This is a genomic window from Flavobacterium humidisoli (genome assembly GCF_023272795.1).
Lineage (GTDB): Bacteria > Bacteroidota > Bacteroidia > Flavobacteriales > Flavobacteriaceae > Flavobacterium > Flavobacterium humidisoli.
The window spans coordinates 776,408-800,208 of sequence record NZ_CP096829.1 but is presented as its reverse complement, the minus strand read 5'-3'; the positions used below and the strand labels follow the sequence as shown (position 1 = coordinate 800,208).

Annotated in this window: 20 protein-coding genes; 14 read left to right on the top strand and 6 right to left on the bottom strand. The window is 33.2% G+C overall.

The window, feature by feature from the left end; all coding sequences use genetic code 11:
- Positions 1–86: 86 nt before the first annotated feature.
- A complete protein-coding gene (gene porZ / locus M0M44_RS03795) occupies positions 87–2,369 on the top strand; it encodes a type IX secretion system anionic LPS delivery protein PorZ (protein ID WP_248729983.1) in 2,283 nt (760 codons plus the stop codon).
- Between the two features lie 94 nt (positions 2,370–2,463).
- Positions 2,464–3,177 (top strand): DNA repair protein RecO, encoded by a 714-nt coding sequence (recO, locus tag M0M44_RS03790; protein ID WP_248728567.1) that lies wholly within the window; start codon positions 2,464–2,466, stop codon positions 3,175–3,177.
- 82 nt (positions 3,178–3,259) lie between these two features.
- Here the strand turns inward: recO and M0M44_RS03785 are convergent, their stop codons facing one another.
- Entirely contained in the window at positions 3,260–4,054 is a 795-nt protein-coding gene (locus tag M0M44_RS03785; RefSeq protein ID WP_248728566.1) for a glycan-binding surface protein, read from the bottom strand.
- Positions 4,055–4,354: 300 nt separating this feature from the next.
- On the opposite strand from M0M44_RS03785, the gene ileS reads away from it, so the two are divergent.
- Together ileS and M0M44_RS03775 are read left to right on the top strand one after the other, a co-directional pair.
- On the top strand, positions 4,355–7,756 hold the full coding sequence (gene ileS, locus M0M44_RS03780; RefSeq protein WP_248728565.1) for an isoleucine--tRNA ligase: 3,402 nt from the start codon (positions 4,355–4,357) through the stop codon (positions 7,754–7,756).
- A 7-nt stretch (positions 7,757–7,763) separates the two neighbouring features.
- Positions 7,764–8,144 carry a TraR/DksA family transcriptional regulator gene (locus M0M44_RS03775; protein WP_012022792.1) on the top strand — a complete coding sequence of 127 codons (381 nt, stop codon included), beginning with the start codon at positions 7,764–7,766 and terminating at the stop codon, positions 8,142–8,144.
- A gap of 256 nt (positions 8,145–8,400) precedes the next feature.
- Here the strand turns inward: M0M44_RS03775 and M0M44_RS03770 are convergent, their stop codons facing one another.
- Together M0M44_RS03770 and M0M44_RS03765 are read right to left on the bottom strand one after the other, a co-directional pair.
- Positions 8,401–8,781 (bottom strand): hypothetical protein, encoded by a 381-nt coding sequence (locus M0M44_RS03770; RefSeq protein ID WP_057115205.1) that lies wholly within the window; start codon positions 8,779–8,781, stop codon positions 8,401–8,403.
- Positions 8,782–8,816: 35 nt separating this feature from the next.
- Entirely contained in the window at positions 8,817–9,173 is a 357-nt protein-coding gene (locus M0M44_RS03765; protein WP_109190909.1) for a roadblock/LC7 domain-containing protein, read from the bottom strand.
- Between the two features lie 180 nt (positions 9,174–9,353).
- Between M0M44_RS03765 and M0M44_RS03760 the strand changes: the two genes are divergently transcribed.
- From M0M44_RS03760 to M0M44_RS03730, 7 genes are all read left to right on the top strand, one after another.
- Positions 9,354–9,569 carry a hypothetical protein gene (locus M0M44_RS03760; RefSeq protein WP_129746639.1) on the top strand — a complete coding sequence of 72 codons (216 nt, stop codon included), beginning with the start codon at positions 9,354–9,356 and terminating at the stop codon, positions 9,567–9,569.
- 119 nt (positions 9,570–9,688) lie between these two features.
- The gene (locus M0M44_RS03755) at positions 9,689–10,285 is read left to right on the top strand and encodes a lipoprotein signal peptidase (protein WP_248728564.1); all 597 of its coding nucleotides are present in this window, start codon (positions 9,689–9,691) and stop codon (positions 10,283–10,285) included.
- Between the two features lie 140 nt (positions 10,286–10,425).
- Positions 10,426–13,584, top strand: a complete 3,159-nt coding sequence (locus M0M44_RS03750; protein WP_248728563.1) for a UvrD-helicase domain-containing protein — start codon at positions 10,426–10,428, stop codon at positions 13,582–13,584.
- Positions 13,585–13,665: 81 nt separating this feature from the next.
- Positions 13,666–14,859 (top strand): glycine C-acetyltransferase, encoded by a 1,194-nt coding sequence (kbl, locus tag M0M44_RS03745; RefSeq protein WP_248728562.1) that lies wholly within the window; start codon positions 13,666–13,668, stop codon positions 14,857–14,859.
- 113 nt (positions 14,860–14,972) lie between these two features.
- The gene (locus M0M44_RS03740; protein ID WP_248728561.1) at positions 14,973–16,454 is read left to right on the top strand and encodes an OmpA family protein; all 1,482 of its coding nucleotides are present in this window, start codon (positions 14,973–14,975) and stop codon (positions 16,452–16,454) included.
- Between the two features lie 63 nt (positions 16,455–16,517).
- Positions 16,518–19,280, top strand: coding sequence for a PD-(D/E)XK nuclease family protein (locus tag M0M44_RS03735; protein WP_248728560.1), 2,763 nt, complete (start codon positions 16,518–16,520; stop codon positions 19,278–19,280).
- Between the two features lie 356 nt (positions 19,281–19,636).
- Positions 19,637–20,254 carry an ATP-binding cassette domain-containing protein gene (locus M0M44_RS03730; protein WP_420842757.1) on the top strand — a complete coding sequence of 206 codons (618 nt, stop codon included), beginning with the start codon at positions 19,637–19,639 and terminating at the stop codon, positions 20,252–20,254.
- Positions 20,255–20,260: 6 nt separating this feature from the next.
- On the opposite strand, the gene M0M44_RS03725 is transcribed toward M0M44_RS03730, so the two are convergent.
- Positions 20,261–20,404 carry a hypothetical protein gene (locus M0M44_RS03725; protein ID WP_248728558.1) on the bottom strand — a complete coding sequence of 48 codons (144 nt, stop codon included), beginning with the start codon at positions 20,402–20,404 and terminating at the stop codon, positions 20,261–20,263.
- A 273-nt stretch (positions 20,405–20,677) separates the two neighbouring features.
- On the opposite strand from M0M44_RS03725, the gene M0M44_RS03720 reads away from it, so the two are divergent.
- Together M0M44_RS03720 and M0M44_RS03715 are read left to right on the top strand one after the other, a co-directional pair.
- Complete coding sequence (locus M0M44_RS03720; protein ID WP_248728557.1) at positions 20,678–21,013, top strand: roadblock/LC7 domain-containing protein; 336 nt, start codon at positions 20,678–20,680, stop codon at positions 21,011–21,013.
- Between the two features lie 26 nt (positions 21,014–21,039).
- Positions 21,040–21,414, top strand: coding sequence for a hypothetical protein (locus tag M0M44_RS03715; protein WP_198855345.1), 375 nt, complete (start codon positions 21,040–21,042; stop codon positions 21,412–21,414).
- A gap of 84 nt (positions 21,415–21,498) precedes the next feature.
- Here M0M44_RS03715 and M0M44_RS03710 read toward each other — a convergent pair whose 3' ends face one another.
- Positions 21,499–22,275, bottom strand: a complete 777-nt coding sequence (locus M0M44_RS03710) for an alpha/beta fold hydrolase (protein WP_248728556.1) — start codon at positions 22,273–22,275, stop codon at positions 21,499–21,501.
- 166 nt (positions 22,276–22,441) lie between these two features.
- Entirely contained in the window at positions 22,442–23,245 is an 804-nt protein-coding gene (locus M0M44_RS03705; protein WP_248728555.1) for a TIGR00266 family protein, read from the bottom strand.
- Between the two features lie 177 nt (positions 23,246–23,422).
- Here M0M44_RS03705 and M0M44_RS03700 point away from each other — a divergent pair, with 177 nt between their 5' ends.
- Entirely contained in the window at positions 23,423–23,779 is a 357-nt protein-coding gene (locus M0M44_RS03700) for a hypothetical protein (protein WP_248728554.1), read from the top strand.
- Positions 23,780–23,801 lie beyond the last annotated feature (22 nt).

Below are 23,801 nucleotides of genomic sequence, written 5' to 3'. Positions count from 1 at the left end.
ATAGGATATCGGGGGTATTTTATTTGTGCTAAAAATTAAATAAAATCCCGTTTGTATTATATTTGTCTATTCGAATACATTATATGATGAAAAAAGTATTTTTCTGCGGTTTGTTTTTACTTCTAATTCAGTTTTGCGGAGCGCAGAGCAAATTGTCTTGGCAGGGATATTTTTCATTTAATGAAATAAAAGACATTTCAGAATCTGCAACAACTGTTTTTGCGGCCTCCGAAAATGCATTATTTTCAAAAAATTCAGCAACAAATGTCCTTAAAACAACAACTACCGTTGACGGACTTTCGGGCCAGACCATTTCGGCAGTTTATTACAGCGAAGCATCAAAAAAAACAATTATCGGTTATGAAAATGGTTTGATGATATTGATTAATGAAGTCGACGGGAGTATTCTAAAGGTTGTGGATATAATTAATAAGCAATTGCCAGCAAATACTAAAAAGATCAATCATTTTATGGAAAATAATGGATTGATATATGTCTCTTGCAATTTTGGAATTGTTCAATTTAATCTTAAAACGTCTCAATTTGGCGACACGTATTTTATTGGCGATAATGGAGCAGAAATAAGCGTAAAGCAAACCACAATGTTTAACGGATTTATTTTTGCAGCAACATCAAGCGGTATGAGAAAAGCAGACATTACAAATGCTAATCTTGTAGATTATAGCCAATGGTCAATAGTAAATGGTGGAGATTGGTCAAGTGTAGAGGCTTTGGATTCAGAACTTATTGCAATAAATAGTGCGGGGTATATTCATAGGTTTAACTCCAATACTTTTGTGGGCTTTTTACAATTGCCTCAAGCAGCTGTTGATACACGAGCGAAAAATCATAATTTATTTGTCACAACTGCCAATACCGTATATGTTTATAATAATCAAATGGTGTTGAGTCGACAAATTGCAAATTCTCAAGTTTTAGATAATACCCTGAATTTTAGTTGTGCAACTGCAGTTGGAAATCAGATTTTTATTGGAACAAAAGAAAAAGGATTGTTTACCTCTACTTTAAATAATGCCACAGCTTTCGAAAACAGTACACCTAGCGGTCCAGTGCGTAATGATATTTTTTCTATAGATGCTGGTTCAAATGTTTTGTGGGCAGTTTATGGAGATTATGATGCTGTTTATAATCCATACCCTTTGGATAGCTACGGGATTAGTCGATTTAATGCTTCAGGATGGTTAAATCTTCCATATTCTGATGTTTATGATGCAAAATCAATAACGAGAATCTATATAAATCCTAATAACGAAAAACAGGTTTATGCGAGTTCTTTTTTCTCTGGATTATTGAAAATTGAAAGCGATATTCCAACTCATTTATATAACGAAGAGAATAGTGGTTTAGAATCACTTAAAACAGCTTCGCCAGATTATGTAGATGTCCGAATCAATGCAACGGCTTTTGATAAATCTGGAAATCTTTGGGTGACCAACAGCCGAATCAATAATGGATTGAAAGTTTTAAAAACAAATGGGCAATGGGGTAGTTATTCGATGACTTCTATATCAGACGATGTGGGGGAAGATAATTATTCAAGTATAGTGGTAGATCGCAATAATGTAAAATGGATTGGAACTTATAAAAATGGAGTTGTAGGGTTTAATGAAGCTACAAATACCTTTAAAAAAATGACTTTTGGAACCGATGCTGGAAATCTGCCCATTGCCGATGTTAGAGCAATAGCTTTAGATGCAAAAAATCAGCTTTGGATAGGAACAACAAAAGGTTTGAGAGTTCTCTCTAATATTTCTAGTTTTCAAACAGATAGTCAGTTAAAAGCAAATTCGATTATTATAACCGAAGACGATTTGGCTCAAGAGCTATTATATGAACAGTTTGTAACTTCGATAGCAGTAGACGGCGCCAATAATAAATGGATTGGAACGGCAGATTCTGGAATATTTATGGTTTCGCCAAATGGTCAGGAGACAAAATATCATTTTACAATAAACAATTCGCCATTGCCAAGTAATTATATTAATGATGTTAAGATAAATGCTAAAACGGGAGAGGTCTTTATTGCAACCGACAAAGGATTGGTTTCGTTTGGTGGAATTGCAACAGGGGCAAATGACGATTTAAGCAATGTGTATGTTTATCCAAATCCAGTGCGTCCAACTTATTCGGGAACAGTTAAAGTGGCCGGATTAATTGATAAGGCAAATGTAAAAATAACAGATATAGAAGGGAATTTAGTTTACGAAGTTACCTCTTCTGGAGGAACAATCGAATGGGACACCACTGCTTTTGGCAAATATAAAGTAGCATCTGGTGTTTACATGGTTTTTATCTCTGCAGAAGATGGAGGAGAAACTAAAGTTAAGAAAGTAATGATTATACGATAAGATCAGTGTTGAGTGTTCAGTCTTTTTTAGTCTTCAGCTTATCGTCATTTGCTAAACCTGAAACCTGAAACTTGAAACAAAAAAACAAAAATTTGTGCTCGTCAAAACAAAAGCCATAGTAATTTCATCTTTAAAATTTCAGGAGAAAAGCTTGATTGTAAAATGTTTTACACTTTCAAGCGGACTGAAATCTTATTTTGTGCGCGATGCTTTTTCAAGCAGAAAGGCAAGTCAGAAAATTGCTTATTTTCAGCCTTTTTCGATTTTAGAAATTGAAGCTGTTCATAAGAATAAAGGAACTTTAGAGAATTTTAAAGAAATAAAAAGTGCTGTTCCGTTTCAGACTATTCATACTGATATTGTGAAAAGTACTATGGTAATGTTCTTGTCCGAAATGCTTCATTATTCCATTCAAGAAGAAGAAAAAAACGAGCAGCTATTTCTTTTTTTAGAAACGGCGCTAACTTGGCTGGACCATCATGATGAAATTTCTAATTTTCATTTGATTCTGCTTTTAGAAATCACAAAATATCTTGGTTTCTATCCTGATATCTCTGAAATTGATTTGCCTTTTTTTGAAATGAATGAAGGCGTTTTTACACTTTTTCAAAAAGGAAATGTGCTTTCAGAGCACGAGACCAATCTGTTTAAGAAACTATTGGAATTAAAATTCGATAACGATCAAAAAGTCTTTCATGTTTTAGAAAGACAGATTCTTCTTAAAATTCTAATTGATTATTACAGTCTGCATTTGGAAGGTTTTAAAAGGCCGAAATCTTTGGAGATTTTAAAAGAGGTTTTTTCTTAAGAATATATTTTCTTTAATTATATAAACAAAAAAGGATCAAGTTTAACTCGATCCTTTTTTTGTTTGAGGTTGCTTAACCTTATTATTTGATGAACTTAACTGAAGTGCCTAAGTCGTTTAATTTTAATAAATAAACTCCGTTTGGTAATCCAGAAATTCCGATGATTTCAGAAGAGTTGTTGTTTACTCTTTTTACGGCTTTACCATCAATAGAATAAATTACATAAGAAGAATTTTTAAAATCGCTGTTTAATCTTATTTCTTCTTTAGACATAGATGCTATCGGGTTGGCTTTTTTGTCAAAATCAACAGTTCCTAAAGTAGATTTTTTAACGATGCTTACATTATCAAAGTATATGTGGTGATCTGCCAAATCTTGGTCGATACTTACAACATAGTTTAGTTTAAGACTTGCGGAAGTGTATCCAGAATTGAACATTGCTATTTTAAAATCATAAGTTACCGTTTTCCAAGTGCCATAAGTAATAGCATTTGTAGGAGTTGGTGGTGGAGCGAAAATTGCCTCATTGCCATTTTTGGAAATTTCAAATGTTAGGCTACTAATGTAATTAGTCAAACTGGTGCCAGGAATGAAATAATCAAATTTTAAAGTGTAAGTTTCTAAATCACTTACTGTGAAATCCTGAGAGAAAATAGCATTAGGTAATTGAACAGGAAAAAATCCTACAGGCGAAACATCAAGACTTGAAATTCCGTCGCTAAATATTGTACTTTGTTGTGAGGTCGCTCCTGTTAAAAAAAACCATGAATTAGGAGTTGTATCAGTAAAATTCTCAAAACTACCGTTTTGTAGAAGATTCTGGCTTTTTGCAAAACTTACTGTAAGTAAGCATAGGATAAGTAATTTTGTTCTCATACACATTTTTTAAAGTTGGGCATAAAACTACAATTATTAATCTTACAATTCCTAATAATAGATTTCATTATGTTAAAATTTAACAAAATTTCATAACTCTAAAGTGCAATGCTGTTAATCTTTTAAAAAAGTGTATTTGAATTAAGAATTTTTGAAAAAAAGCGCTCGTAATTTCTTTTTTTGATAATGATTTCTTTTTGAGTCTTAAAAATTGCCTTAAAAGTGCCAACTTTTGGCTTTAGATATTCTACTTCTGACTTAAATTTACTACTTTCGCACCTCGTTTAAGAAAAGGATAAAATGAGTACAAAATTTACTGAATACAAAGGACTTGACTTACCAACTGTAGCGTCTGAAGTTCTTGATTTTTGGAAGAAAGAAAATATATTTGAAAAGAGTGTAACAACTCGCGAAGGTGCTGAGCCTTTCGTATTTTTTGAAGGTCCGCCTTCAGCAAACGGATTGCCTGGTATTCACCACGTAATGGCGCGTGCGATTAAAGATATTTTTTGCAGATATAAAACTCAAAAAGGTTTTCAGGTAAAAAGAAAAGCTGGATGGGATACTCACGGTTTGCCTGTTGAATTGGGTACCGAAAAAGAATTAGGAATTACAAAAGAAGATATTGGTAAAACCATTTCGATCGAAGAATATAACGAAGCGTGTAAAAAAACCGTTATGCGTTATACGGACGTATGGAATGATTTGACCGAAAAAATGGGTTATTGGGTAGATATGGAAGATCCGTATGTGACTTACAAACCTAAATATATGGAATCTGTTTGGTGGCTTTTGAAACAAATCTACGATAAAGGTTTGTTGTACAAAGGATACACAATTCAGCCTTACTCTCCAAAAGCAGGAACTGGATTGTCTTCTCACGAAGTAAACCAGCCTGGAGCGTATCGTGATGTAACAGATACTACAATCGTAGCTCAGTTTAAAACTTTGCCAGAAACATTGCCTTCATTCTTGCAAGGTTTTGGAGACATCCACATTTTAGCTTGGACGACGACTCCCTGGACACTTCCGTCAAATACAGCTTTGACAGTTGGGCCAAAAATCGATTATGTTTTAGTTAAAACATTCAATCAATATACTTTTGAGCCAATCAATGTTGTTTTGGCTAAAAACTTAGTTGGAAAACAATTCGGAAAAGGATATTTCTTAAGTGAAGACGATGCTGATTTTGATAACGTAAAAGCTGGAGATAAAAAACTTCCATATAAAATCTTAACCGAAGCAAAAGGAGCAGATTTAGTAGAAATCCGTTACGAGCAATTATTGCCTTATGTATTGCCTTTTGAAAATGCTGAAAATGCATTTAGAGTAATTGCGGGTGATTTTGTTACAACTGAAGATGGAACAGGAATTGTGCATACAGCTCCGACTTTTGGTGCAGATGATGCTAAAGTAGCAAAAGAAGCAAAGCCAGAAGTTCCGCCAATGTTGGTGTTAGACGAAAACGGAACTCCAGTTCCATTAGTAGATTTACAAGGAAGATTCACTTCTCATGTAGGTGATTTGGCTGGTAAATACGTTAAAAACGAATATTACGATGCAGGACAAGCTCCAGAGAAATCTGTAGATGTTGAAATCGCTATTCGTTTAAAAGAAGAAAACAAAGCTTTTAAAGTTGAAAAATACGTGCACAGTTATCCACACAGCTGGAGAACAGACGAGCCGTTATTATACTATCCTCTAGATTCATGGTTCATCAAAGTAACCGATGTAAAAGATAGAATGTTCGACCTGAACGAAACTATCAATTGGAAACCTAAATCTACTGGTGAAGGACGTTTTGGAAATTGGCTTAAAAATGCCAACGATTGGAACTTATCTCGTTCTAGATATTGGGGAATTCCGTTGCCAATTTGGAGAACAGAAGATAAAACAGAAGAAGTTATTATCGGTTCTGTTGAAGAATTGTACAATGCAATCGAAAAATCAATCGAAGCAGGTTTTCAAAAAGAAAATCCGTTTAAAGGATTTGAAATCGGAAACATGTCTGAGTCAAATTATGATTTGATCGATTTGCATAAAAATGTTGTTGATAGGCTTACTTTAGTTTCTGCTTCTGGAAAAGCAATGAAGCGCGAAAGTGATCTAATCGACGTTTGGTTCGATTCTGGAGCAATGCCTTATGCGCAATGGCATTATCCTTTTGAAAACAAAGAAAAAATTGATGGCAACAAAGATTTTCCAGCAAATTTCATTGCAGAAGGAGTAGATCAGACTCGCGGATGGTTTTATACTTTGCATGCAATCGGAACTTTGGTTTTTGATAAAATAGCATACAAAAACGTAGTTTCAAACGGTTTGGTTTTGGATAAAAATGGAATTAAAATGTCTAAGAGTAAAGGAAATACCATAGACCCATTTAAAACCATTGCAGAAAACGGTCCAGATGCTACCCGCTGGTATATGATTATGAATGCAAATCCTTGGGATAACTTGAAGTTTGATCTTGAAGGAATTGCTGAGGTTAAACGTAAATTCTTCGGAACGCTTTACAATACCTATTCATTCTTCTCGCTATATGCTAACATCGACGGATTTAAATATGCAGAAGCTGAAATTCCGTTAAATGAAAGACCAGAAATCGATCAATGGATTATTTCTGAGTTACACTCTTTAATCAAATTTGTTGACGAATGCTACGAAGATTATGAGCCAACAAAAGCGACAAGAGCAATTTCTGACTTCGTTCAGGAAAACTTAAGTAACTGGTATGTTCGTTTATGTCGTCGTCGTTTCTGGAAAGGAGAATATGCAAAGGATAAAATTGCAGCTTACCAAACGCTTTATACTTGTTTGCTTACAATCAGTAAACTAAGCGCTCCGGTAGCTCCATTTTTTATGGATAAATTATACCGTGATTTAACAACTTCAACGGGAAGTGAGGATTTTGCTAGTGTTCACTTGGCTGAATTCCCAAAATTTGTCGAAAACTTTGTTAATAAAACGTTGGAAAGCAAAATGCAGAAGGCGCAAACAATCTCTTCTTTGGTGTTGTCACTACGTAAAAAAGAAATGATTAAAGTTCGTCAACCTCTGCAAAAGGTAATGATTCCAGTACTTGACGAGAATCAGCGTGCTGAAATCGAAGCTATTTCTGACCTTGTAAAAGCCGAAGTAAACGTTAAGGAAATAGAACTTTTAGACGATGCTTCTGGTATTTTGGTTAAGCAAATTAAGCCTAATTTTAAAGCTCTTGGTCCACGTTTTGGGAAAGACATGGGCTTGATTTCTAAGGAGATACAAGGTTTTTCTGCAGATCAGATCAATCAGCTGGACAAGCAAGGAACGCTAAATATTGTTATTGCAGGAAATAGTGTAACTTTATCATTAGAAGATGTGGAAATTACATCACAAGATATCGAAGGATGGTTGGTTGCTAATTCAAACGGAATAACAGTTGCGCTTGATATTACTCTTACCGAAGAATTAAAAAATGAAGGTATCGCTAGAGAGTTAGTAAATAGAATACAAAACATTCGTAAAGATTCAGGATTTGAGGTTACGGATAAGATTAAAGTTCAAATAAAAAGAAACGGTATTTTAGAAGAAGCTGTTTTAAAAAATGAAGACTATATTAAGTCTGAAACATTAACAGACGAACTGGTTTTTGCTGACGCTTTAGAAAACGGCACAGAAATTGAGTTTGATGACATTAAAACCATTATATTAATTTCAAAATAGTTAGAAAATGATAGATGAAATTACAAGATACTCTGATGCAGATTTAGCAGAGTTCAAAGAAATAATCCAAGCAAAAATTAAAAAAGCACAAGAAGATCTTGATTTGATCAAAAGTGCCTATATGAACGATTTGAATAACGGTACTGACGATACTTCTCCAACTTTTAAAGCTTTTGAAGAAGGAAGTGAGACCATGTCAAAAGAAGCAAACTCTCAGTTGGCTATCAGACAAGAGAAATTCATTCGTGACTTAAAAAATGCTTTATTCCGTGTAGAAAACAAAACTTACGGTATCTGCAAAGTAACAGGTAAATTAATTAGCAAAGAAAGGCTTAAAATCGTTCCTCATGCAACAATGAGTATCGAAGCTAAAAACTTGCAAAGATAAAATTTCGTAAAACTACGTAAGAGAAAAGCGCTCCTTTAAGGGGCGTTTTTTTTGTTTAACATTTAGCTATGAGCGAGTTCATGGTCGAATTTATGCTTTGAAAGAAATTATTTATAATTAATCAAAATAATTTTAAAGATGAGGTGTTGGTTTTTGTAAGAACTATTTAGTTTGATTCTTTTTTGTTTTTCGTGTGCTTTTCAAATAAAAAAACCGTCTTTAAAGACGGTTTTTCAGTGCGTTATATTCAAGAAACTTAGGCTAGGTTTTTTTCAACTTCAGCTTTGTGCTTTCTTAAAATAGCTCTAGTCATACCAAGGTTTGCTTTTGAAGCATCTGCTGCAAGGTAGATCATGAATTTTTTGTTTGGAGAAATATCGATAATGTGAATTTGATTCGATAAAGTAATCAAAATATCTTCGATGTCTTGGTTTAAATTCAATGCTTTTACAGCGCTTAATTTAGCTTTTACAACTTCTAAGTTATAGGCAGCGGCCAGTTCTGGGTCAAAACTTGGATCAATCGTTAAATTTCCAAAGCTTAATCCAGATTCAATTTCTGTTACTGCTACAGCGATAAAGCCGTTTACGTTGGTTTTCATTTCATTTAAAAACACGTTTAAAAAATCATTACTCATAGTTCATTTGGGTTAATTTGTTAATAGAATTTATATTATTTCAATAGGGAATTTTTGCTTAATTCTACAGAGACTTCTTCTGTAGAGCGCATCAATAATGCTAAGTTACTTCCTTCTTTAGAGAAAGCAACGATAAAGTTAGAGCCGCTTATTTTGTTTCCAACAATGACGCCTTCGGCACTTTTTAGATATAGTTGTTTTAGAGAGCCTTTTTCCAAATCAATTAAGAATTTTTCGCTCATAGATAGAATAGCTGCACTCATTGCGGCAATACTGTCGCCATAATCAAGATTTAAGGAAGTAATTAGTTTTCCTTTTCCATTTAAAATTAATGCAGCAGTAGATTTTGTGCTGACAAGAAAGTCGTTTAGTGTAGTTGTGATTTCATTCATGATTTGTAGGATTTTGGGAGGAATGTTAAATTCAGTTTATTTTGGTATTTCTTTTTAAAATTAATAGTTAATTATCCTAAACAACTGTTAATTTTGTTTAACAAATATAAATTAATTTATGTATCATTGTAATGCCAAATCATTAATAATTTAAATTATTTACTACCAAAAACTTACATTATGGCTAAAGTATTGAAATTCAAAGAAGTAAACTCTGATGTAGAGCGCAGAATGAAAGAATTTGAAAAACTGCGCGTTAAGTTTAAAGCTGATGTAAAAAAGGGAGAAGCTAAGAAATTGGCAGCCGGAAAAGAAAGTAAGGGGATATTCAAATCTATTTCAGATTTTTTCTCCGACAGTCCAAAGACACCAGCAAAAGCTGCTGTAAAAAAGTAAACTTTACTAGGTTTAGATTAGCAGATAAACTTGTTTAGTTTGTTACAAAACAATTAACGCTCCTTTAGGAGCGTTTTTTTTGATTAAATTGTTATTTTTGCCCATCAAAAAATTATAAAATGTCATTACGAAAAGCGTATTTCCTTATATTTCTAGTTTTAATTGTTGATCAGCTTTCTAAGATTTATGTCAAAACAAATTTCGTTTTAGGCGAAGAATTTGTTATTGCTGATTGGTTTAGAATTCATTTTATTGAAAATGAAGGAATGGCTTGGGGAACAAAAATTCCTGGAGAATATGGAAAATTAATTTTGACAGTATTCAGAATCTTTGCAGTTGTTGGAATTGGATGGTGGCTTTCTGATTCAGTAAAAAAGCGTCATTCGAATTATTTAATAGCGGCTATTGCATTAATCTTTGCTGGAGCAGCAGGAAATATTATTGATTCTGTTTTCTACGGAGTTATTTTTGATGATAGTACACATAACTTAGCGACTATTTTTTCTCCAGTTCCATACGGGACATGGTTTCACGGTTTGGTTGTAGATATGTTTTATTTTCCTATTTGGGAAGGAGAACTCCCAAGTTGGCTTCCATTATTTGGCGGAAAACACTTTGCTTTCTTCAATGCGATTTTTAATGTAGCCGATGTGGCAATTTCTACAGGTGTAGGTATACTTTTAGTTTTCAACAAAAGAGCTTTTCCAAAACACTAATTATTTAAAAATACAACATAAAAAATTCCAAATTCTAATATTTGTTTGCAATTAATGCTTCAAAAATTGGAATTTGGAATTTTTCATTATTGGGATTTAATATTTAATTGTGCTATTTTTACAATACTAAAACCAAACTTATGCAAAGTCCGTCTTTTTTCATTTATGATGCTTCTGCGGGATCAGGAAAGACGTATACTTTGGTAAAAGAATATTTAAAGATTATTCTTTCTTCTCCAAAAAACGATGCGTACCGAAATATTTTAGCAATTACTTTTACCAACAAAGCAGTTCATGAAATGAAAAGCCGTATTGTTGGAAATTTATCTGAATTTGCAAAAGACGAACCGTCTCCAAAGGCAGCTGATTTAATGGAAGATCTATCGCGTGAGACTGGACTTTCGATTATTAAAATTAAAACCAAATCGCAGCAGATCATAAAGCACTTAATTCATAATTATGCCGCTTTTGATATTTCTACCATTGATAAATTTACCCATAAAGTTATCCGTGCATTTGCACATGACTTAAATCTTCCAATGACTTTTGAGGTTACTCTGGATACCGAAAATTTATTGGTTGAAGCTGTTGACGCTATTATCGCACAAGCTGGGGAGGACGAAACATTGACCAAACTGCTCATCGATTTTACAATGGAAAAAACCGATGATGATAAAAGCTGGGATGTTTCTCGTGAAATTCTTGAAACAGGAAGGTTGGTTTTGAATGAAAACAATCGAAATGAAATTCTTCATTTTCAAGATAAAACAATTGAAGAGTTTGTTGAGATTAAAAAGAAGATGCAAGCGCTTTGCAAAGAATTGGAAGATGTAAATGAAGGTCTTGCAACGAAAGCAATTGAATTGATTGATAAAAACGGAATTGATCTAAAATCATTTTCGAGAGGAACTTTTCCAAATCATTTGCAAAGTATTCGAGATGGGAAATTCAATCCAAAAAATAAGACCTTTCATGAGTTTGATGATATTGCAATTAACAAAACGGCAAAGGACCGAGCGTTAATTGAAAATATTATTCCAGAATTGCTTCAAATATTAAAAGAGGTTTATCAAAACTTTGAAAAAAGAGATTTTTATAAAGCTTTTTTAAAAAACATAACACCACTTTCTTTGCTGAATACAGTGAGTAATGAGCTTGCAAAAATTCAGTCAGAACAAAATATCTTATCGATTTCAGAATTCAATGCAATCATTCATCGCGAAATTCAGAATCAGCCAGCGCCTTTTATTTACGAACGTTTGGGGGAGCGCTATCGTAATTTCTTTATCGATGAATTTCAGGATACCTCAGAAATGCAATGGCAGAACTTGATTCCGCTTATTGACAATTCGCTTTCTGGTCTAGATGATTTTGGAAATAAAGGAACTTTGATGATTGTGGGAGATCCGAAACAGTCTATTTATCGCTGGCGCGGAGGAAAAGCAGAGCAATTTATCGAATTAAGTAAAGAAGAGGTCGCTTTTTTTCATCATGAAAAAATAGTGAAGCATTTAGATACCAATTATAGAAGTTATAGTGAAGTTATTGAATTCAATAATGCTTTCTTTAAATTAATTTCGGCTGAATTTACAAATGAAGATTATAAGGATTTATATGAAAATCACAGTTTTCAAAATACGAATTCAAAAAAAGGCGGTTATGTAAATATTTCTTTTCTTCCGATTGCTGAGAAAAATGAATCTGTAGATGAAGAAGAGGTTTTAGAGAAATCTGATCTGTATGTTTTGGCAACTTTAAATACAATTAGAGAAGTAGTTAAGCAAGGTTTTGAATATAAAGATATTGTAATTCTGACCCGAAAAAGAGATCAAGGAATTGCGGTTGCAAATTATTTGACAGAACAGGGTGTTCCGCTTCTTTCTTCAGAAACTTTGATGATTCAAAATGCATCGGAAGTTCGTTTGATAATTCATCTTTTAAGATATTTAAACAATAGTGCTGATTTAGAATCGAAAGCCAACTTTTTGCATTTTCTTTCTTCAACAAAAGATTTGTCAATGCCTGTTCATGATTTCATCGCATTGGGAATGAGTTACAGATTTGAGAAAGAATTTGAAGAATGGCTTATGACTTTTGATGTTTCTTTTTCATTCGAAGATGTGCGAAAGAAATCTTTGTACGAAGCAGTAGAGATCATAATTTCTAAATTTATTCTTCCGTCTGAAGGAAATGCTTATGTACAGTTTTTTCTAGATATTGTTTTAGAAAGAGATATTCGAAATCAATCTGGGGTTGCAGACTTTTTGATTTTCTGGGATAAAAATTCTGAGAAATTTAGCATCCCATCTCCAGAAGGAAATAATGCTGTTCGTATTATGACCATTCATAAATCTAAAGGATTAGAGTTTCCGGTTGTAATTATGCCTTTTGCAGATGAAGATTATAACAGAAAACCAAAAGATAAGTTGTGGCTAGATACGGAGGAAATCGATTTAGGAGTTCCAAAAGCTTTGGTCGATAATAGCAGCGCTGTTGAGGGTTTCGGAGAAAGCGCTTCGGCAGTTTTCAATTTGAAAAAACAAGAAGAGCTTTTAGATAATATAAATGTGCTGTATGTTGCTCTAACTCGTGCCGAAGAACAGTTGTATGTGATTTCTCAATCGTTAAAAGCTAAAAGCGATGGTGAATATCCGAATAATATGGCTTCTTTTTTTATTAAATTCTTGATCAATGAAGGGGTTTATGAGGAAGAAAAATTGAATTACGAGTTTGGAAATAAAACCAGGTTGTCAAAAATTACTAGAACAGTAGATACGGTTAAGTCGATTCCTATTGTGAGAGAGGTTTTAAATTCGAAAAATATTAAAATCGCGCAACGCGAAGCTTTGATGTGGGGAACGCATCAGCAAGAAGCTATTTCATATGGAAATATTGTTCATGAAATTCTGGCTTATGTGAAAGATAAATCGGATGTTGATTTGGCAGTAACAAAAGCTATCGAGAATGGTTTGATAACGTACGACCAAGTAGATCAGGTTTTGAAAACTCTAAAAGAAATAGTCAATCACCCAGAATTGAATGTTTGTTTTGATGGAAAAGATAGAGTTCTGAATGAACAGACCATCGTGCAGAAAGAAGGAAGGATTTTAAAGCCAGATAGAGTTGTCTTTTTGGAAAATAAACAAGCTTTTTTGTTGGATTATAAAACTGGAGCTGTTAATGCAAAATATCAGCAGCAAATTCAGGAGTATCAAGATGCAATTGAAGATTTAGGGTACACGGTTCTAAAAAAGGCATTAGTGTATATAGGAACAGAAATTGAAGTGGTAAATTTGTGAAAAAATTAATCAGATGTTAAAGAAAAACGAAGCTTTATTTTTGTTAAGCTGTTAATTTTTAACGTTTTAAATAAATGGAAAATGTACGGTAAAATAAAAGAACATCTGCAAAAAGAATTGCAGGCAATTGAAGAAAATGGAATTTTCAAAAAGGAACGCATTATTACTTCTCCTCAGGGAGCAGAAATCACAATTTCGACAGGTGAAACAGTGTTGAACTTTTGTGCTAATAATTATTTAGGACTTTCTTCGCATCCAGAAGTTGTACAGGCTGCTAAAGATGCAATGGATACGCATGGTTTCGGAATGTCTTCTGTACGATTCATTTGCGGAACCCAAGATATTCATAAAACATTAGAGAAAAAAATTGCTGATTTTTATGGTACAGAAGACACCATATTATATGCGGCAGCCTTCGATGCAAATGGAGGAGTGTTCGAACCTTTGTTGGGAGAAAATGATGCAATTATTTCAGATAGCTTAAATCATGCTTCTATTATCGATGGTGTTCGTTTATGTAAAGCGGCTCGTTATCGTTATGAAAACAATAATATGGGAGATTTGGAGCAGCAATTAATAAAAGCAAATGAAGCAGGAGCTCGTTTTAAATTAATTGTTACTGATGGAGTTTTCTCTATGGACGGTCTAGTAGCGCCATTAGATAAAATCTGTGACCTTGCTGATAAATACGATGCAATGGTTATGGTGGACGAATGTCACGCCGCTGGTTTTATCGGGGCAACAGGAAAAGGAACTCTTGAAGCAAAAGGGGTAATGGGAAGAGTAGATATTATTACTGGAACTCTAGGTAAAGCTTTGGGAGGAGCTATGGGAGGATATACTACTGCGAAAAAAGAAATAATCGAATTATTGCGTCAGAGATCTAGACCTTATTTGTTTTCAAATTCATTGGCGCCTGCAATTGTTGGGGCTTCAATAAAAGTATTTGAGTTGTTGGAAAAAGACACTACACTTCGTGATAAGCTAGAATGGAATACCAACTATTTTAAAGAAGGTATGAAAAAAGCAGGTTTTGATATTATTGATGGAGATTCTGCTATTGTTCCAGTAATGTTGTATGATGCAAAATTGTCTCAGACAATGGCAAACGAGCTTCTGAAACAAGGAATTTATGTTATTGGTTTTTTCTTTCCTGTGGTTCCAAAAGATAAAGCTAGAATACGTGTGCAGTTATCTGCGGCGCATGAAAAAGAACACTTGGATAAAGCGATAGAAGCCTTCACAGTTGTCGGTAAAATGTTAAAAGTTATATAATTACCACTTTGGTCAAATTTTTGTAGGTTTTTTTTAACATTTCATTTTGTATTTAAAAAATTTGGTGTTACTTTTGCTTGTAATTAACTAAATTGTAATTAAAAAAATTAAGTATGAAACATCTTAACAAACTTTTAGTTGCTGTATTGATGGCGATGGGTTTAAGTTCTCACGCGCAAGACAGTAACAATCCATGGGCGATCTCTTTCGGGGTTAATGCTGTGGATACTAGAACAAGTTCAGGAGCTGGTCATGGGTTTTTTGATCAACACTTCTCTCAGCCATTCGCTGTAAAAGACAACTGGAATATTCTTCCTTCTCTATCTTACATTGGAGTAAATAGATATGTTGGACACGGTTTCTCAGTTGGTTTACAAGGATCTGTAAACAAAATTGATAAAGCTGTTTATTTTAGACCAACTGCTCCAGGACATGATGGAAGAGGTAACGTTGTAACTAATCCTGGTGACTTAATGTACTACGGAATTGATGCTACTATCAAATACAGCTTCCAAGAATTAATCAAATCTAAAGTGGTTGATCCTTCGTTATCTATTGGTGGAGGTTATACTTTCTTAGGAGATGACAGTTTTGGAACTGTTAACCCAGGAGCTGGAATTACTTTCTGGTTTACAGATGCTATTGGTCTTGAGCTTGCTACAAGATACAAATGGGCTGTTGCTGCAGGTTCAGGAGATAATCCTGGTAGAAATGACTACAATGGAGAAATTGATACTCCATCTCACTTCCAACATACTGCAGGTTTAATTTTCAAATTCGGAGGTAAAGATACTGACGGAGACGGAATTTATGACAAAGACGATGCTTGTCCAGATGTTGCTGGTTTAAAACAATTCAACGGATGTCCTGATACTGACGGTGACGGAATCGTTGACGCTTCTGATGCTTGTCCAGATGTATTTGGTTTAGCTGCATTAAACGGATGTCCTGATACAGACGGAGACGGAATTGCTGATAAAGATGACGCTTGTCCAGATGTTGCTGGTTTAGCTGCTTTAAAAGGTTGTCCTGATACTGACGGAGACGGAATTGCTGATAAAGACGATAAATGTCCTACAGTTGCTGGTCCTAAAGAAAACGGTGGTTGCCCATTCTTAGATGCTGATAAAGATGGTGTTGCTGATAAAGATGATGACTGTCCTACAGTTTATGGTCCTGCTAGTAACAGAGGATGTCCAGAAGTAACTTCTGAGGCGTTAGAAGATCTTAAAGTTCAAGCTAGAGCGGTATACTTCAACTCAGGAAAAGCTACTTTCAAAACTGGAGATAAAGAAACTCAAGCTAGATTAGATGCTGTTAAAGAAATCCTTAAAAACTATCCAAACGCGAAATTCTCTATTGAAGGACACACAGATAGTACAGGTTCTGCTAAAATCAACCAAAAACTTTCTGAAGACAGAGCTAAAGCTGTGTTAGATGCATTAGTTCAAAGAGGTGTTAACCCAGAGAACTTAGAGTCTAAAGGATTTGGAGCTAGCCAACCAGTTGCAAGTAACAAAACTGCTGCAGGTAAAGCACAAAACAGAAGAACTGAAATTAGACACATTGGTTCTAAATACCAAGGTAAACTATAATTAGTTTTCTAAATAAACAGGAAAAGCCATTCTTAATTGAATGGCTTTTTTTATTTTTATCCTATGGTAAATACTTCTTTTCTTCAAAAAATTGCCTCTATTGTAATTCAGGACTTTGCAGGTAAACTTTCTGAAATAACAATAATTCTTCCTAATAAAAGGGCAAAAGTTTTTTTGATCGAAGCTCTTAAAAAAGAGACTTCAAAAACTATTATTGCTCCAGAGATTACAAGTATAGAAGATTTTGTTCAAGATGTAGCTTCAATTCGTTCGGTTGATTCGATTGAGCTTCTGTTTGAGTTTTATGAAGTTTATTTATCTATTACAGAAAAAAAACAGCAACAATCTTTTGAGCTGTTTGCAAATTGGGCAAAAACGCTTCTACAGGACTTTAATGAAATTGACAGATATCTTCTGAACCCTTCGCATGTTCTATCTTATCTGAAAGATATTGAAGATATAAAAAGATGGGGGCTGGAAGTAGATCAAAAAACAAAGCTTCTTGAAAACTACATAGATTTCTGGAAGTTGCTGCCGTTGTACTACGAGTCGTTGTACAATCATTTGCTTTTTAAGTCAATTGGATATCAAGGTTTGATTTATAGAGAAGCGGTGAATAATCTTAATCATTTTTCGAATACTATTGGAAACCGCACATTTATTTTTGCTGGTTTCAATGCTTTGAATGCTGCCGAAGAAAAAATAGTACAGCATTTATTAGCTTTAGATCAAGCTAGGATTTATTGGGATGCTGACCAGGCTTTTCTAAATGATCCATATCATGATGCGGGACTTTTTTTAAGACGATTTAAAGAAAGTTGGAAACATTATAAGTCAAATGTTTTTGAATGGATTGTTGATGATTTTTCGCAGTCAAAAAACATTCAAATAATAGGAACTCCAAAAACAATTGGCCAAGCAAAATTAGCGGGAAGTATTATTGAGAATTTAATAGATCAAAATCCTGATGCTTCGCTAGATAAAGTTGCAGTGGTGCTTGGTGAGGAAAATTTATTGGTGCCAGTTTTATACTCGCTTCCTTCATCTGTTGGAGCATTAAATATTACGATGGGATATTCTGGAAAGAACAACCCGTCGCAGATATTTGTTGCCAAATTATTTAAAATGCATACCAATGCGCTTTCTCGAAAAGGGGGGAGTTATGTTTTTTATTATAAAGACGTGCTTGATATTTTGACACATCCTTTGGTGGAGCCCTATGCGAATGCACATAGATTGGTAAGGATTATAAAAGAGAATAATTATACTTTTATTACGTATCAGAAAATTTTAGAACTTCATCCGGAGTCTTCAAGTTTTTTTAATTTATTATTTGAAAAATGGGAAAATGGTTCGGTTACAGTTTTAAAAAACATTTCGACTTTGTTGATCGCAATTAAAGATCACTTTAGTAATGACAATGAAGAAGAAAAAATTGCCAAAGCTTTTGTGTATGGCGTTTTTAAAGTAATAAATAAGCTTATAAATTATTACTCTAAACATCATCATATTGATAATATCGATACACTGCATTCGATTTACAAACAGATTATAGATTTAGCAGAAGTATCCTTCGAGGGTGAGCCATTACGAGGTTTACAGATCATGGGGGTTTTAGAAAGTCGTGTTTTGGACTTCGATACTGTCATTATAACTTCTATGAATGAAGGTAAATTTCCAGCCGGAAAATCGCAGAATTCCTTTATTCCTTATGATGTAAAAAGAGAACTTGGACTTCCAACTTTCAAGGAAAAGGATGCTATTTATACGTATCATTTTTATCACTTATTACAGAGGGCTAAAAATATTTATTTGATTTATAATACTGAAAATGACGGATTGGATGCTGGAGAACGAAGTCGTTTTATTACGCAACTAGAAGTAGAAAAGAAACCGCAACATAATGTTATTTTTGATATTTATAATCCTGATCTTCCAAATACAGCTTATGAACCCATTTCTGTTCGTAAGTCTGAGTTGGTAATGGAGCGATTGAGAGAGATTGCTGTTAATGGTTTTTCGCCCTCAGCATTGACGAGTTATATTCGAAATCCGATTGAGTTTTATTTTCAGAAGATATTGAGAATTCGTGAAGTGGAAGAAGTGGAAGAAAATATTGCTTTGAATACTTTGGGAACGATTATTCACGAAACATTAAAAACGCTTTATGAGCCTTTTATTGGGAAATTTATTTCTGAGAACGATCTTTTAAAATGTTTTAAATTGCTAGATGATGAAGTTCTCAAGCAATTTAAATTGGTTTATAAAGAAGGGGAAATCAAGAAAGGGCGAAATCTTTTGGCTTTTGAAGTCGCAAAACGGAATGTTTCTAATTTCTTGAAAATGGAATTAGAATCGGTAAGAAACAATGAGGCGATTCAGATAATTGCTTTAGAGCAGACTTTTGAACGAGAGTTTGTCCATCCAAAATTGCCGTTTCCTGTTTTAATTAAAGGAAATGTCGATCGAATTGAACGTCGAGATGGGAAAATACGAATTATCGATTATAAGACTGGAAAAGTAGAAAAGTCTAATGTTGTCTTGAAAACCTGGAATGGATTGACACAAGAGCTTAAAAATGATAAAATCATTCAAGTTTTGGCTTATGCTTTCATGTTCGAAAAACAGGCTGGCGAACTTCCTATAGAAGTTGGAATTATATCATTCAAAAACTTAAAATCGGGTTTTTTGCCTTTTGGTTTTAAAGAAGAAAAAGATCTAGATGTTATAGTGTCACCTCAAATCTTGAATTCTTATTTGGAAGAAATTGCGAATTTGCTGAGTGAGATTTTGGATATTAATATTCCTTTTGAGGAAAAAATCTAGAACATCTTATCAGGAAATTTAGAAACATATTTGAATTTTATAAGTCGACTTTGATCGTAAATCTAGCCGCTTCTGCCATTGCATTTCTTTTTGGCGGATTTAATCATTTTTTAATGATGATAGCTACACTAGGTTTTGTTTCAAGTATTGGATTTAAAGAAGCGTATCGCCAAAATGAATATTTGTTTTATAGGAACAATGGTCTTTCAAAAAGAAGACTTTTGTTTTGTAGTCTTTTGCTAAATTTTGTTTTTGTATTTCTGTTTTCGACGATTTGGGTTTTAATTCAAAAAATATCTTGAAAAAATATATTTCTTGAAGTAAGCGGAATTAAAAAAAGCTATAATAATAAATTATTGCTTTCGGATATTTATTTGAAATTGGAAACAGGTCAAATAATAGGGTTGTTTGGTAGAAATGGCTCCGGAAAATCTACACTGTTAAAAATTATATTTGGAATAGTGCCCGCTTTGGATAAAAGTATTTTTATTAACGGAATTTCAAAAAATAATGCTTCTACTTTGTTAAATGAAATTGGTTATCTACATCAAAACCAATTTATTCCAAATCATTTTTCGGTTTTGCAAACCATTTTGTTATCTGTCGATAAACAAAAAGCGCATTCTGTTTGTGAAGATGATTTTTTTAAATCTCTTTTAAATCAAAAAATTAGGGATTTGTCTTTTGGAGAATTGCGATATCTCCAGATTAAATTGATGCTTTCCAATCAGTCAAAATTTGTATTATTGGATGAGCCGTTTAGTGGTTTGTCTCCTAAAATGATAGAGGTTGTAATGTTGCTAATTAAAGAAAATTCTCAAGAAAAAGGTATAATTGTTACAGATCACAATTATAGAAGTGTTATGGAAATTGCAACAGATTTAAGAATATTACATAATGGTAAGTTGCAGGTAATCAATAAAAAAGCCGAACTTTTACAGAAAGGTTATCTGATAAATTCGGCAATTTTTTAGATGCTTTTAGCTGAATATTTTTTTGAAAAAACCTTTTTTAGATTTTTCTCCAGAAGTCGAGTTGTTAATGTGTCCGTTTTCAATACGAAATCTTCTAAACTTCTCCAGTTTTACATTTAAGTCAAAGCGTAATTCGTCAACAGTTTTCATTTTATTAAATTTTTTTGCAAAGCTATAGAAAAACTTTTGTCAAATGCAACAATCTGCAAATGTTAATTTTAGAAATGAGTTTTGTTAAGTGAAATGTTACGTTTTTAGTATTATTTGTTTTTTATGTTAATTTTTTTTGCAGATTTTTTGCAAAAAAATAGGATTAATTAAGTGATAAATAAAAGTGCATCAGTACGTTATACTGCACTTTTTTTTAACAAGTGTTCATCGCACAATTACCAATATTAAAATATCTTTGGGGCTTCCAAAAACATGACAAATAAGAAAATGATTGATTTACAAACACTAGTAGAAGAGACTGGCGCAGAGTCTGGACTAAGTTTTAATATTGATGGAATCTTGAATGAGTCTGTTAATTTAGAATACGACGGGAATGTTGCAGCAATGATCGGAATGATTTTAAAGATGTGCCTTGAAATGTCTGAAGACGTTAATAATGGAGATCTTAAACAAGTTATGATAAAAAATAACGACGGAATTGTTGTAGCAAGCAAAAATCAAGATGATAATTGCATCGCGTTGCTTTCTAAAGATTTAAGCAAAATGGGTCTATTGCTGAGAAGAATGGATTCTATTTTTAACAACTAATTTAAAAACCAAATATTTTAATACACATGTCAGATTTTTTGCAAAATTTTCAAAACGATTTAAAAGAAAATATTAACGGATTTATCGCTGTTTCGGTTACAGAAGTTGAAACAGGAATGTCTTACTGCTCCCTAACAGTAAAATCTGATTTTGATCCAGAATTGGCTTCGGCTTATAATTTAGAAGTTGTTAAAGCTAAATTAAATGCGCTTAGAGCTTTAGGATTAAATCAAAAAATTAATGATATTTTAATTACCCTTACAGATCAGATTCATATTATTGATGTTTCTGAAGATGGAAGATATTTTATCTACTTAGCGGTAGATTCTACTAAAGCAAATCTTGGATTAACAAGAGCGACTTTATCTAAATACAAGAAAGACATTACTTCAAAGTTATAACGATATTTTGCCCCCAAGAATGAGAAAAAGGCTATTTCAACCCTAGGTTAGAAATGGCCTTTTTTGATTTTAATAGTTTGGTTTTTATTCGAAGAAATCTAATAAAACAGCTTTTAGAGCTTCCTTGTTTTCAATTTGGCTCATATGTCCGTCTTCAAAAGAAACCAATTCTGCTGTCGTATCTTCGATTTGAGAAAGACTTTCTTCGTAATTTAAAACAGGATCTTTTTTGCCTAATATCAGTAAAATCGGAAATAAATTTTTGCGAAGTAGTTCTTCTCGGTCTTTTCTAATTTTCATTCCTTCCTGAGAAGCAATAATTCCTTGTAAAGGTGTTTTTAAAGCCTCCGTTTTTACTTTTTCGATTTCTTCTGCTAATCGAATTCTGTTGTTTTCGCTGAATAGATTTGCAATCGCTAAACTTACAAAATTGACATAATTTTGTTTTACAGCTTTAATGGCTCGTGTTCTGTTTAGTTTTTTTTCTGCGCTATCTTCTTTTGAAGTAGAGTTTAGTAAAACTAATTTCTGAATTTTTTCTGGATATAATTCGGCAAAAGCCAAACCAACATAACCCCCCATTGAATGTCCGACAATTGAAGCTTTTTCAATATTCAAATGTTCTAAAACTTGATTTACAGCACCTGCATTGTCTTCCATTTTATGGATGTATCCTAAGCAATCAGATTCGCCATGACCTAATAAGTCTATTGCTACAACGCGATTTTTTTCTGAAAGCAGATTACTATATTCTGACCACATTTTTTTGTTTTCAAGAAAGCCGTGAAGTAAAACTATTGTGTTTCCAATTCCAGAATCTGAGTATGATATTTTAGTGTTTTTATATAAAATCGTTTTCAAAATGAAGATTTTTTTTGTGAAGCACAAAGTTAAGAAAGCTGAAGTAAAATATCATGATGTCTTGATTTAATTGGGAAATCTTTAAAAGAGTTATAAATTTATTTATGACAAAATTATATTTGTAAAATAATAAAAATGACTTTCATTTCTGAAAGCCATTTTAAAATTAAAATCGGTTATCACCATCCAAAAGATTTCCTAGTCCACCAAGAAGGCTTCCTTCATCACGACTGTTTCCGCCAGATCGCGGTGCCGATGCAATAATACGGTCAGCCAATCTTGAGAAAGGTAACGATTGTATAAAGACTGTTCCCGGACCTTTTAAAGTGGCATAAAATAAACCTTCGCCACCAAAAATAGAGTTCTTAATGCCGCCAATAAATTCAATGTCATAATCTACATCTTTGGTAAAACCAATAATGCATCCAGTATCTACTTTTAAGACTTCACCGGGAGCTAATTCTTTTTTAGCCATTGTTCCCCCAGAATGTACAAATGCCATACCGTCTCCTTCGATTTTCTGCATGATAAAACCTTCGCCACCAAATAAGCCGCGACCTAGTTTCTGAGAAAATTCAATTCCGACAGAAACGCCTTTAGCAGCGCATAAAAAAGAGCTTTTTTGACAGATAAATTTACCTTGAAATTGAGTTAAATCAATTGGAAGAATTTTTCCAGGATAAGGTGATGCAAATGAAACTTTACTTTTGGTATGGCCCTGATTTAAAAATGCAGTCATAAACAAGCTTTCGCCAGTAAGAACTCTTTTGCCAGCATTTAAAAGTTTGCCAAACAAACCCGAACCTTGTTGTTGAGAACCGTCTCCAAATATAGTTTCCATTTGGATATTGTTTTCCATCATCATAAAACTGCCTGCTTCGGCAATTACAATTTCCTGTGGATCCAGTTCTATTTCCACATACTGCATTTCTTCTCCAAAAATCTGATAATCTATTTCGTGTGCTTGCATAATTTCTTAGGTATTTGTTTTTAAAATTAGACAAAAAATGCTGTAGAATGTTACAGTGTTTAACGTACGTTGGCTGTTTTTAAGAACTTTATGTGATTTTGTTATTTTAAATTAGTCTTAATTATGTGCTTATTTGCTTTAAATTCTATATTTTTGCATCGTTATAATTTTATCAGAATGTCATTAGTTAGCGATTTGACCACCAAAGTATTATTTGAAACCGAAAAAGGATACAGTTACCAATGTGATTTGACCGATAGTATAATCATCAATTTTGTTGATACTACGTCAAGTTATAAAATTCAAGATTTTTTGATTTTTCAAAGAAAGGTTAATAGTGTGGACATTCTCAACATGCTTTATGACTTATCTGATCAATCGGATGCACAGCTGATTGAAACTACCAAAAGAAATTTTTCTAGAAATCTTACTATCTGTGAAATAGTGCAATTAAGAGATTTATTAAACGGAACAAAATTTACCCTCAACCTGCATTCTATGCTTTGCAATATTGTAAACGTCGAGCTTATTTAGATTCTTACTTAGATTAAATCCA